Source organism: Winogradskyella eximia (assembly GCF_003386165.1).
Classification (GTDB): Bacteria; Bacteroidota; Bacteroidia; order Flavobacteriales; family Flavobacteriaceae; genus Winogradskyella; species Winogradskyella eximia.
Window position 1 is genome coordinate 165,386 of sequence record NZ_QRDV01000005.1, and the last position, 12,859, is coordinate 178,244.

At 30.6% G+C, this 12,859-nt stretch carries 10 protein-coding genes and 1 other RNA gene; 4 read left to right on the plus strand and 7 right to left on the minus strand.

Translation table 11 applies throughout. The annotated features are described in order from the left end of the window. Nucleotides 1-178 precede the first annotated feature (178 nt). Nucleotides 179-793 carry a porin family protein gene (locus tag DFQ10_RS11870; RefSeq protein WP_115817648.1) on the minus strand — a complete coding sequence of 205 codons (615 nt, stop codon included), beginning with the start codon at nucleotides 791-793 and terminating at the stop codon, nucleotides 179-181. Nucleotides 794-1,013: 220 nt separating this feature from the next. Between DFQ10_RS11870 and xerA the strand changes: the two genes are divergently transcribed. Both xerA and DFQ10_RS11880 read left to right on the plus strand, forming a co-directional pair. Next, a complete protein-coding gene (xerA, locus tag DFQ10_RS11875) occupies nucleotides 1,014-1,922 on the plus strand; it encodes a site-specific tyrosine recombinase/integron integrase (protein WP_115817649.1) in 909 nt (302 codons plus the stop codon). Nucleotides 1,923-1,989: 67 nt separating this feature from the next. Beyond that, complete coding sequence (locus tag DFQ10_RS11880; protein ID WP_115817650.1) at nucleotides 1,990-3,174, plus strand: PAS domain-containing sensor histidine kinase; 1,185 nt, start codon at nucleotides 1,990-1,992, stop codon at nucleotides 3,172-3,174. Nucleotides 3,175-3,254: 80 nt separating this feature from the next. Here DFQ10_RS11880 and DFQ10_RS11885 read toward each other — a convergent pair whose 3' ends face one another. The 6 genes from DFQ10_RS11885 to DFQ10_RS11910 all read right to left on the minus strand — a co-directional run bounded on the left by DFQ10_RS11885 (nucleotide 3,255) and on the right by DFQ10_RS11910 (nucleotide 8,229). After that, nucleotides 3,255-3,986 (minus strand): LicD family protein, encoded by a 732-nt coding sequence (locus DFQ10_RS11885; RefSeq protein WP_115817651.1) that lies wholly within the window; start codon nucleotides 3,984-3,986, stop codon nucleotides 3,255-3,257. After that, a complete protein-coding gene (gene tagD / locus DFQ10_RS18725) occupies nucleotides 3,979-5,343 on the minus strand; it encodes a glycerol-3-phosphate cytidylyltransferase (RefSeq protein WP_115817652.1) in 1,365 nt (454 codons plus the stop codon). The genes DFQ10_RS11885 and tagD overlap by 8 nt, the downstream gene beginning before the upstream one ends. Nucleotides 5,344-5,733: 390 nt before the next feature. After that, nucleotides 5,734-7,311, minus strand: a complete 1,578-nt coding sequence (rny, locus tag DFQ10_RS11895; RefSeq protein ID WP_115817653.1) for a ribonuclease Y — start codon at nucleotides 7,309-7,311, stop codon at nucleotides 5,734-5,736. Between the two features lie 133 nt (nucleotides 7,312-7,444). Beyond that, a non-coding RNA gene (ssrS, locus tag DFQ10_RS11900) (6S RNA) lies at nucleotides 7,445-7,574 on the minus strand. A gap of 57 nt (nucleotides 7,575-7,631) precedes the next feature. Then, nucleotides 7,632-7,919, minus strand: a complete 288-nt coding sequence (locus DFQ10_RS11905; protein ID WP_115817654.1) for a cell division protein ZapA — start codon at nucleotides 7,917-7,919, stop codon at nucleotides 7,632-7,634. A gap of 19 nt (nucleotides 7,920-7,938) precedes the next feature. Next, nucleotides 7,939-8,229 (minus strand): hypothetical protein, encoded by a 291-nt coding sequence (locus tag DFQ10_RS11910; RefSeq protein ID WP_115817655.1) that lies wholly within the window; start codon nucleotides 8,227-8,229, stop codon nucleotides 7,939-7,941. A 318-nt stretch (nucleotides 8,230-8,547) separates the two neighbouring features. On the opposite strand from DFQ10_RS11910, the gene DFQ10_RS11915 reads away from it, so the two are divergent. Next, nucleotides 8,548-10,233, plus strand: coding sequence for a M23 family metallopeptidase (locus DFQ10_RS11915; protein ID WP_115817656.1), 1,686 nt, complete (start codon nucleotides 8,548-8,550; stop codon nucleotides 10,231-10,233). Nucleotides 10,234-10,385: 152 nt separating this feature from the next. Continuing rightward, nucleotides 10,386-12,854, plus strand: a complete 2,469-nt coding sequence (locus DFQ10_RS11920; RefSeq protein ID WP_115817657.1) for a TonB-dependent receptor — start codon at nucleotides 10,386-10,388, stop codon at nucleotides 12,852-12,854. Nucleotides 12,855-12,859: the final 5 nt, after the last annotated feature.

Below are 12,859 nucleotides of genomic sequence, written 5' to 3' on the forward strand. Positions count from 1 at the left end.
CACTAAGAGAATTAAAGTTTAATATTTTCTTCAATATTTTTCGATTTACAGTGAACAAATTATACAGGTAAAAAATCATATAACAAACTCTGTTGTTTTTATAGTCTATGCAGCAAAATTCTAGAAAAAAAAAGAGAGGCACATGGCCTCTCTTAAATAATAAAATATCTATTTCAAATTAGAAAAAATATCCCACAGATACTTGGAGTACTCCGTTATGCAACTTACTATCAGAACCATCAATATCATTAATATCTGCAAGTCCTAAGTTATAACGTAGTCCAAAATTTAAACCAAAATCTAACTCGTAACTCGCACCTGCAGCTAAGCCAAAGTCAATAGATTTAAATTGATCTTTAATATCTTCAGAATCTGATTCTCCATCAAAGCCAGAATCTCCATCAATGTCATATTTTGCAGAAACTAAAAAACCAATCATTGGACCAAACTCAACACCTAAATTTTCTATAACATAATATTTTCCCATTAATGGTAAATTAATATAGTCCAATTTGTATTTTGAATTAAAACTTACACCTCCAAAACCAAGTCCTTCATCAACCTCCGCTCCTTGAGAAGAGTATAATAATTCAGGTTGAAAAGAAAGCTTGTCTGTTATAGGAATTTCGGCTACACCTCCTATATGAAGCGAAAATCTAGTTGTTAGATCATCTACATCTCCCGTAAGAGTAGCAACATTAACTCCTGCTTTCACTCCAAACTTTATGTCTTGAGCATAAGAATTTGAAAATCCGAAAGTTACAATCGAAACTAATAATAATAATTTTTTCATAATTGTTTATGTTTTAAGATTAATTAACACAATCTAAGAATTTTTTTTCAAAAGTGAAAATATTGACCTATAGTTATTAACAATCAGATATCAAAAACACTTAAATAATCTAAAAATCAGATGATTACAAAAATAGTTATTAACAAAAAACACCTTTAAAACGACTCAATTACATCTTATTTCACGAGATATATCAACTATTTAATTGCTATTTTTAACCATGAAATGGCAACAAGCAATAGCAGATTATAAACATTACCTTCAAATTGAACGTGGTTTGTCTAAAAACTCCATTGAAAATTATAGTTATGATATAAAAAAACTAATTCAATATCTTGAAGAACACAGCATTATAGAATCCCCTATTTCTATAAATAACACTATTGTAAAAGACTTTATATATTCAGTATCAAAATCTATAAATCCAAGATCACAAGCACGCTTAATTTCTGGACTTCGCAATTTTTTTGATTATCTAATTTTTGAAAATTATAGAACTACAAATCCGTTAGACTTAATTGAGTCACCAAGAATTGGCAGAAAATTACCAGATACTTTATCTATCACAGATATAGATAACTTAATTAATGCTATAGATTTAAGTTACCAATATAACGGTGTAAATCTTGGTGAGCGCAATAGAGCTATTATAGAAACTTTATATAGTTGCGGCTTACGTGTCAGTGAACTCATAGAACTAAAAGTATCAGATTTATTTTTTGAAGAAGGTTTTATTAAGGTTACAGGAAAAGGAGACAAACAACGTTTTGTTCCTATTGGATCTTCTACACAGAATTATATAAATATTTGGATTGCTATTAGAAATCACATAGCCATACAACCCAACTCAAAAGATGTTCTTTTTTTAAATTTTAAAGGAAAAAAACTCACAAGAGCCATGGTTTTTACCATAATTAAACAACTTGTAAAAAAAACAGGATTAAAAAAAACAGTATCTCCACACACCTTTAGACATTCGTTTGCTACACACCTTTTAGAAAACGGAGCAGACCTTAGAGCTATACAAATGATGCTTGGCCATGAAAGTATTACCACTACCGAAATTTATATGCATGTAGACAGATCTCATTTAAGCGATGTTTTAAATAAATTTCACCCAAGAAAATAGATTAAAAATTATAATAAGAGATGTGACAAAGGCGTTATTTTTGTGTCTTATAACAAATTGCTATTTAATGAAATTCCCCATCCTAAACCTAATCAATTACAAATCAAAATCTTACAAAAAAAATAGATTTTCTAATTCATCTATTGAAGAAGAAAAGCACAAAATCGCATTAGAAATTTCTAATGTTGGTCTTTGGGACTGGGACATTACGACTAACAAAGTTTTCTACTCTAAAGAGTCTAAGCAAATTATTGGTTATGCAGAAGATGAATTAAAAACGAGCTCAGAATTTTGGGATAATAAAGTACATCCTGAAGATAAGGAGGCTTACTTCAGTAATTTTAAATCGCATCTAAAAGGTGAGATCGATGTTTATGAAAACGAATACCGCATTAAATGTAAAAATGGTAATTACAAATGGATTTTAGACAAAGGTAAAGTAATAGAAAAAGATGCTAATGGTAAACCATCTCGTATTATTGGCACTCATACAGACATTACTAGTTTAAAAAAGAATGAAGGACAACTTAATAAAAACCTTCAAATTATTACAAATCAGAATAAGAGACTATACAGTTTTACCCATATTGTGTCTCACAATTTAAAAACTCATATTGGAAACCTTAAAAATATCCTAGAGTTTTATGACGAAGCGAAAACTGAAAATGAAAAAGAAGAACTTATTAATCACTTAAAAACTATTTCAAAATCTTTAAGCTCTACCATAGTAGATTTAGATGATATTGTGAGTATTAAATCTAAGATTAACAACCATCAACTTAACGAACGTGTAAATCTATATGATTGTAGTAATAAAGTGATAGAGAGCTTAAAATTAGAAAGTTCTAAAAAAGGCGTTGTAATCCATAATGCATTAAGAAAAGATGAAGTATTACTAACTAATACCTCTTATTTAGAAAGTATCTTTTACAATTTAATTTCTAATAGTATAAAATACTCTGACCCTAATAAGAATTCTCAAATTATTATTCAATCTATTCACACAAAAGATACTGTAAAGATTCTAATATCTGATAATGGTATTGGTATTGACATGGATAAATTTAAGGATCAAATTTTTGAAATGTATCAAACCTTTCATGGCACAGATAGAAAAGACTCTAGAGGTGTAGGACTCTATATTACAAAAACTCAAGTAGAGGCTTTACAAGGAGTTATTTTAATGGAAAGCAAACTAAATGAAGGTACTGCTTTCTCACTAACGTTTAAGAAACAGAACAGACTTGATTAGATTTTAGTATTAAATATCTAATTATTATGGTTTGCGATTAAGATACTGGGCTTTAATTTAAAAGCTAATGCTATTGAATATTACTCATTAACATATTTCAAATTACCATGTTCAGGTTTTTGATCTTCAACTGGTGGTAATTTCATATAATCACCATAAAAATCCTTGAGGTAAAAATCATAGCCATCCAAAATCATTAATGGAGTGCCTTCAAAATTTACTTTAGAATAAGTGTTTACAATCGTTTTAGGCAATATTTTTCCGATGTACACAAATTTATCTAATGAAGAAAACAAATAATCCGTATCCTTGTTTTTATATAAGGTTGCTAATTTATAATACATCTTCAATTTAAAATCTTTACTAAATAAGCGTCCTATAACATATAGAATACTAGTAAAAACAAACCCAAAAATGCCTTTATCTTTTGTTACCTGTCCTTTTAAAGTTCCTTGGATAGCTTTTAGACCAAACACTTGTAACTTTTGTAAAACCTTAGAGTTTGATATGTTATCAAACACAAAAATATCGATACAGATGTTTTCATCATCCTTAGACACAAACCGTGTTACCCATAAATTATTACTTGAGATTTTAAAGTTTGCTGGTATTACCTTTAAAAATTTATCGTATTCACCTCTTTCAAAAACAATATCAGCATCATCATCCCAAGGTATAAAACCTTTGTGACGGATGGCACCAATTACGGTTCCGGCAAATAAGCTATATTTTATATCGTGCGCTGAGCAAATGGTATCTAACTCTTTTAACAACGTCAACAATTTATTATGTAAAACTTTAATATTAGCCATGCAGTAATTGTTTTAATTGTGAGGTAGAGACTCCTTTAGTTCTTGGTAAGTATATCACTTCGCAATGCTCTTCTAAAGAGTTAAATTTATCTTTCCAATCATCACCCATCACAAAATAATCTATATTATGCTCAATGACATCTTCTGCTTTTTGATCCCAATCATTTTCTGGTATTACTAAATCTACAAAATCTAAAGACTCTAAATATCGTTTTCTTTTTTTGTAATTAAACTTGCATGTTTTTCCTTTTACTTCATTAAACTCATCAGTAGAAAGACCAACAATTAGCTTATCACCATAATCTTTTGCTCTCTTTAAAATTTCTAAATGACCATAATGTAACAAATCAAAAGTGCCATAAGTTAAAACTGTTTTGAATTTGTTTTTTAGTAATAATGAAAAATCTACATTTAGTTTTTTAGAGGTTTTGAAAATAAAGAACTCAAACAAAGTATCTAAAATCGGTAAGTTTTTTACAAGCTTAGGTTCTATAATTTTATTTAAAAGGTTTAATGTTTTGATATCTTCTAATACTACATTATTGGTAGTATCCTCAGCATTATAAAATCCTTTTTCTACTATTAATCCTAGGGTTCTATTTCTACTTAAATCTGATAATGAGTTTAAGCAAAGATTACCAATTCCACAACCTAGATTAGCCGTTTTTGTGTCACACTTAAGATACTTTAATAAAATTTTAATCTCTTTAAAGCACTGTGTAAGAATAAAATAAGTGGTGTTACTAGAATTAAATTTACCATCAATATTCCCCATATAAACAGCATAGATGTTATTTAAAGCACAGAGATATTCTACACCATTATTATCTGTAGTAAAATCGAAATAAAAAACCGTTTCTTTAAATACTTCTTTTACTTTAATTATATCACCTCTATTCTTATAACTTAAGGTTAATAATGTTGGTGCGTTTCTAATAACTTCTACATTAATTGAAGGTCCTTTTAAACTTACAAAGTTCTCAAATTTTAATTCATATGTAAAATAATCGTGAATTGTCATTCCGTCCTTTAATAATCCTCGAGACATATTTATAATTAGTGAATCTTTATCAATAATGTCTGAAAACACTTTTTTATAATCGTCAAATTGACGGCTTGGGATGGTTAAGATTATAATTTCATAGTTCTTTAATAACTCAAAATTATGTTCAGAATTAATTTCTTTATTTAATCTAAAATTTTGGAAATACTCTTTATTTTTATTTTCCTCATTTATCTGATTACTCTGTGTTTTAGTTTGCACAAATAAAGAGACATTATTATTTGTGTTTAGTGATAATTGTTGAGCGACAGCAGTTCCGGTAGTTCCTGCGCCTATTATTGCAATATTATTCATAATTGTACTAAATTCTACATGGTTATTATTTGAAATACCTTCTCTTTTTGTATTCCAAATAGATAAATAGATTCATTAATAAATTATCAATAATATGATGCTCATCATAATTATAAGGTTAGGCCTAATAATTTATTTGAGCAATATAAAGTATTTGAAACAATCCCTTTATATTGATAAGACAACATACATAAAATGACTATGAAACATCTTAAAAAGCCAATTTAGGCATGTAAAACCCTAACTAATGATGACATTTTGCATTAAACCAAATACAGCTCAAACTAAATTATTATTAATTATACCTTAGGATAATTCCTAGTATATATGAAATAAAAAATGGCTCTCAATTTCTTGAGAGCCATTTCTAATATAATGAGTTAATCTAATTTATTTTGCAATATTAACTGCTCTAGTTTCTCTAATCACTGTTACTTTAACTTGTCCAGGATACGTCATATCAGTCTGGATTTTTTGAGAAATCTCAAACGATAAACTTGCCGCTCTGTCGTCTGTTACTTTTTCACTTTCTACTATAACACGTAATTCTCTACCTGCTTGTATAGCATAAGCTTTCTTTACACCTGTAAATCCAAAAGCAACATCTTCTAAGTCTTTTAAACGTTGAATATAAGAATCTAAAACCTGACGTCTTGCACCTGGTCTTGCACCAGATATAGCATCACACACCTGAATAATTGGCGCTAATAAAGTTGTCATTTCAATTTCGTCGTGGTGTGCTCCAATAGCGTTACAAACCTCTGGTTTCTCACCATGCTTTTCTGCCCATTGCATACCTAAAATTGCGTGTGGAGTTTCAACATCTGTTTCAGATGATGGTACTTTACCAATATCGTGTAATAAACCTGCTCTTTTCGCTAACTTAGGATTTAAGCCTAATTCCGCTGCCATCACACCACAAAGTTTAGCGACTTCACGTGAGTGTTGTAGTAAATTCTGTCCATAAGATGAACGGTATTTCATACGACCTACCATCTTAATTAATTCAGGATGTAGACCATGAATTCCTAAATCGATAACCGTACGCTTACCTACCTCTATAATTTCTTGTTCAATTTGTTTTTCTGTCTTTTTTACGATTTCTTCAATACGTGCTGGGTGAATTCTTCCATCAGTTACTAATTTATGAAGAGATAAACGCGCTATTTCACGTCTTACAGAATCAAAACAAGATAATATAATAGCCTCAGGTGTATCATCTACAATGATCTCAACACCAGTAGCAGCTTCAATTGCTCTAATGTTTCTACCTTCTCTACCAATAATTCTACCTTTAACATCGTCTGACTCTATATTAAATACAGATACACAATTATCTACAGCCTCTTCCGTACCTATTCGTTGTATCGTATTAATAATGATTTTCTTAGCTTCTTGTTGCGCTGTTAATTTAGCTTCCTCTACGGTATCTTGAATATAACCCATAGCATCCGTCTTAGCTTCTTCTTTCAGAGATTCTATTAATTGCTCTTTAGCTTCTTCTGCAGATAATGCAGAGATAACTTCAAGTTGCTTTATTTGGCTCTTATGCGCTTTTTCTATTTCTTCTTGCTTCTTATCTAAGAATTCCATTCTAAAATCGTAATCCTTTATCTTATCTTCTAAAGATTGATTAGATTTCTTAGTCTTATTAAGCTCATTAGAGATTTGAGATTCTTTATCTCTAATACGCTTTTCTGATTCAGCCATTTTTTTATCACGCGAAAGAATCACTTTTTCGTGCTCTGCTTTTAATTCAATAAATTTTTCTTTAGCCTGAAGTATTTTATCTTTCTTAATAGATTCTCCATCTAACTTAGCTTGTTTTAAAATTGATTGAGATTCGCTTTCTGCATCTGCTATTATTTTTGAAGCTTTACCTTTTTCTAAAGATTTAGCTATAATATATCCTAGTATTACTCCTAATACTACGCCTCCAACTATATATATAATTGTGTTAGTGTCCATGTTTATTATTTAATTTATTTACGTTAGGTAATATTTAAAGATTCCAACCTAACACTGGAAAAGTGCAATTTAAGTGCTGTAAACACTAAAAATTGTATAAAAAAAAAGCCTACATCAGCTAGCGGTTTTGTATAAACTCCTTAAAACAAGTTTAGGGCTAACAAGCTGATCAAAAATCTGCCCGAAATACTGAAACGAGTTCAGCAATGGCAGCACGATTTTACAACTTAAACTCACCCTTTTTAAAGAATTGATCGTTGAGTTTATCAAAAAATGTAACTAATGTAGGCAGTAACCTTTTATTTTAAAGAACGTACGAGTTAAATATGTTGATTTAAAAGTTCATTTAAAGCAACTAGCTTTTCTTGAACCTCTTCATTTACATACTCTTTTTCTATTGACTTTTGCTCTACTTGAGCGGCAAATTGTAAGGCACACATGGCCAAAACATCTTGCTTATCTCTTACAGAGTAATTCTGCTCAAATTGTCCAATCATAGCCTCAATCTTCTTTGTGGCCTTTCGTAAACCTTCTTCCTGACTCGGATTTATCGTTAACGGATAAACTCTATTAGCAATAGAAAGTTTAATTTTTAATTGTTCTGACATATATGTCTAATTTACAACTTTATTCTGAGAGTTGCCCAATACAATGGTCAATATCTCTAATAAGTGCATTTATTTTGAGCTTTGTTTCTCGTTTATTTTCGTCACTACCAAGCATTGAATTTGCCATTTTAAGAGTTTCATACTTTTCTACCCAATCAGCAATTGCTTCTTGTTGTTCTAAAAGCTTTTGCTGCTGCTGTTCTAATTGGTCTGAGAGTTTAGCGTTGGTTTGTTTTAAAACCTGTTGCTTATGTAAAATCTTACTGATTTTATTCTCTAACGCATCAACAATGTCTTCTATTTTACTCATTAAAGCGATTCAATACTATTGAAACAAAGTTAACATACCTAATGATAAAACACAATTCTTTTACAATTATTTTTGTAACGTCCTTACAGATTTTTACTTATTAGCCTAAATAAAAGCCACTTCTCTCTTATCTGCCTATACCATAAGCGCTAAATAAAAAATTAAACCGTTTAATAAGCGCTTCATAAATATAGTTGTTATTCACAGCAATATTATCTTTACAAAATCGATATAAACTCATACCATTAAGAAAAATAATACGGTTGTATCATTTGAAAATAGCAATCAAATTAATATTTTAGCTTATTAGTCCATTCTATGAAATCATTTTTGCTCCTTCTTTTACTTACATGCTCTACTTATGCACAATCTGAATATCCTCAAGATTATTTTAGGCATCCGTTAGATATTCCGTTAGTGCTCGCTGGTACTTTTGGAGAATTACGATCTACTCATTTCCATGCTGGTCTAGATATTAAAACGCAGCAAAAACAAGGGTTAAAAGTATATGCTGCTTCTGAAGGTTATGTCAGTAGAATTAAAGTATCGCATTTTGGTTACGGAAAAGCCGTTTATATAACACACCCTAATGGTTACACCACTGTTTATGGACATCTTAAAAAATTCTCGAAACGTTTAGAAGATTATATTAAACTATGCCAATACGAAAAGGAAAGTTTTGAGGTAGAGATGTTTCCTGGCGTTGACGAAATTATTATTGAACCCAATGAAGTTATTGCTTATTCTGGTAATACAGGTAGTTCTGGTGGACCACATTTACATTTCGAGATTAGAGACAACCAAGAGCGTCCTATGAATCCGTTGCTTTTTGGTATGGAAGTAAAAGACTCTAAGCCACCTTATGTTTCTGCAATATTTGCTTACCCAAAAGACGATCAGTCTACTATAAATGGTAAAAATGAACGTGTAGCCTTACGACTCATTCCAAATAAAACTGGTGATTATGAAGTTGAAAAAATTAAAGCTCACGGCACCATTGGTTTTGGAGTCGTCTCTAATGATAAGTTAGATTTAGCACCAAATAATAATGGAGTAAGTAATATTCAAACCTTTTTTAATGGCAATAAAAGTCTTGAAGTAGATTTTAAACGTTTTAGTTTTGAGGAAGCCAAACATATTAATCGTTATGTGGATTACGATTATTATAAAAGTAAAAAATCTAAAATTCAGAAATTATTCATTGAAAAAAATAACCCTTTAACGCTCTTTAAAAATACTTACGATAATGGTTATGTTTTTGTTGAAGACAGTACGTCTTCTGTTTATAAAATGAGAATTAGAGACTACCATAATAATGAAACTTGGGTAACTATACCTGTAAAAGGAGAATTGGAAACTATTGTGCGCGATAGTCTTGACATTTCTAAAAAATCATTAGTTTATAGTGACAAAGAGACGACATTAACCTCTAGCTTTATTACAGTGAATTTCTACAAAAACACCCTATATGATGATGAATATTTAGATTTTAATGTAAGTTCAGACACTCTTTTTTTAGGTGAGGATAGAATTGCAATGCAAAAGAATTTTTACATCAATTACGATCTAAGTCATTATAAAGAAGACCATCAAGACAAACTTTTTATCGCAAGATTTTACGGTAATTATAAAAAGCCTTACTATGTGTCATCTACTAGAAAAGGTCATATTTTAAGTGCTCGAAGCAAATCGTTAGGAACTTTTGCATTGGCAACAGATACAGTTCCTCCAACAATTACACCAATCAATTTTCAAAATAAAAAATGGATCAGCAAATACCGCTATCTAAAAGTTAAGATTACAGATGATTTATCTGGTATTAGCAAATATAGAGCCACTGTTAATGGCAAATGGATTCTCATGGAATACGATTATAAAACAAATACTTTAACACACGATTTTAATGATAATATCGTTAATGATACCAAGAACGAATTAAAAATAATTGTAACGGATAATGTTGGAAATAGTTCTACATTTGAAGCAACATTTTTTAGAAAATAAAATTTTACAGACCTAAAACTTCTTCAACCTCTAGAATAAAGTCAATAAAGGCTTCTAGCTGAAAAGAAACTTTACGTCATTATATAAGCATTTAGGAAAATACGATTGAACACCACAATCTTATTTAATACCAACTAAGAAAAACAAATCATTTGAAGCGCTTACATCTTATACTCATACTCAGCTTACTTTTTAGCGTATTATCCTTTTCACAATCTGCCATAATAAGAGGTGTTATTTTAGACGAAGTCAATACTCCAATCGAAGGTATTAATATAAAAGCCAGCTCTGGAGAAGGTACCGCAACCAATAGCAACGGATTTTACGAACTTAAAATTCCATTTGGTGTAGAAGTAACAGTAATCTTTACTCACATTTCGCACAAACGTGTAGAGCAGAAATTTAATCTTAAAAATGGACAAGAAATAGAGTATAATCCGGTAATGCTTATTGACGTAGAACAAATTGCAACCGTAGTTATTAATACTAATACCAGACAATCTGTTGAAGGAGTCACATCCATTTCTCCACAAATGATTAGAACCATAAAAGGTGCACAACCTGGAGTTGAGAATATTTTAAAGACCTTACCTGGTGTAAATATTTCTAATGAATTAAGTACACAGTATTCCGTAAGAGGTGGAAACTTTGATGAAAACTTAGTGTATGTCAACGAAATTGAAGTGTATAGACCTTTTCTTGTGCGTTCTGGAAACCAAGAAGGCTTAAGTTTTGTTAATACCGATATGGTGCATAATGTAGATTTTTCTGCTGGAGGTTTTCAAGCTAAATATGGTGATAAATTATCTTCAGTTTTAGATATCACTTATCGTAATCCGGTAGACTTTGGTATTAGAGCAGATATTAGTTTATTAGGAGGTGGTATTGCTGCCGAAACTGTTTCAAAAGACGGAAAATTTTCTGGAATTGCAGGTGTAAGGTATAGAGATAATAGTTTATTATTAAATAGTTTAGAAACAGAAGGCAATGTAGAACCTGTTTTTGCAGATGCACAAACGTATTTAACCTATCGTTTTTCGAGTAAATTTCATTTAAATTTTCTAGGAAATATATCATCAAATAAATACAACTTTCAACCTAAAAACAGACAGACTAACTTTGGTACTTTACAAGATCCTGTAGCCCTTTTAGTCTTTTATGAAGGACAAGAAAAAGACCAATACCAAACGTATTTTGGTGCTTTTAAAGCCAATTATTTTGCGAGTGATGATTTAACACTAAAATTGATTGCTTCTGCTTACCACACCACAGAGCAAGAATATTTTGACATATTAGCACAATACCGTTTAGGTGAAGTAAATACAAATATTGGAGATGAAAATTTGGGTGAAGTAGAATTTAGTGAAGGTATCGGATCGCAATTAACACATGCTCGTAACGATTTAGATGCTTTTATTGTAAATGCAGAACACAGAGGTGATTATAAAATTGATGACGAAAGTACAATTGAATGGTCTGTAAAATATACACATGAAGATATTAGAGACCGATTAGAAGAATACGAAATTATTGATTCTGCAGGTTTTTCAATTAGACCACCTCGTTTTAGCCAACCCAACACACAGCCTTACGATCAGTTTACTGGTCCTTTAACAGCTTTTGAAAACATAAAGGCTTTAAATTTTGTAAAAATCAATAGATTCCAAGCTTTTGCACAATACAGCAAACGAACCGATTGGAATGGCCATGAGGTATTTTATAATGCAGGTATAAGAACTCACAGTTGGGCTGTTAGTGGAGATGGTATCTCAGATAGCAAAACACAAACTGTTATTAGTCCAAGAGCACAATTTGCTATTAAACCAAATTGGGAAAAAGATATGCTTTTTAGAGTGGCTGCTGGTCTCTACTACCAACCTCCTTTTTATAGAGAATTAAGAGATTCTTCTGGTACAGTACAACCTAATGTAAAGGCTCAAAAATCTTTTCATGTTGTTTTGGGTAACGAGTATAGTTTCGAAATTTGGGAAAGACCATTTAAATTAGTTACAGAAGCTTACTATAAAGGAATGACTGATGTTAATCCATACACACTAGAAAATGTTAGAATTCGCTACAGTGCAAGCAATAACGCTGAGGCATATGCTTATGGTTTAGATGTTAGAATTAATGGTGAATTTGTACCAGGAACAGAATCTTGGTTCAGTTTTGGGTATTTAAAAACCGAAGAAAACATAGATGATCGTGGTTACATAGCCAGACCAACCGATCAGCGTTTAAAGTTTGGTGCTTTGTTTCAAGATTATGTACCAAATATGCCAGACTTAAAAATGTATTTAAATTTAGTCTATAATACAGGAGTTCCAGGAGGTTCGCCTAGTTATGCAGACAAATATCTTTATCAATTACGCTTAAGAGATTATAGACGTGCAGATTTAGGAATTTCTTATCAATTAGTAAATCCTGAAAAACAATACAGTTCTAAATGGAAAAAACCGTTTAGAGAACTCTCTCTAGGTTTTGAAATCTATAACATGTTTGGCAACCAAAACTCAATTACCAATACGTGGGTAAGAGATGTGTACTCTAAGGGACAATATGCCATTCCTAATTATTTGACGCCTCGTGTTTTTAATGTAAGATTAACTGCTAGACTATAAAAGTC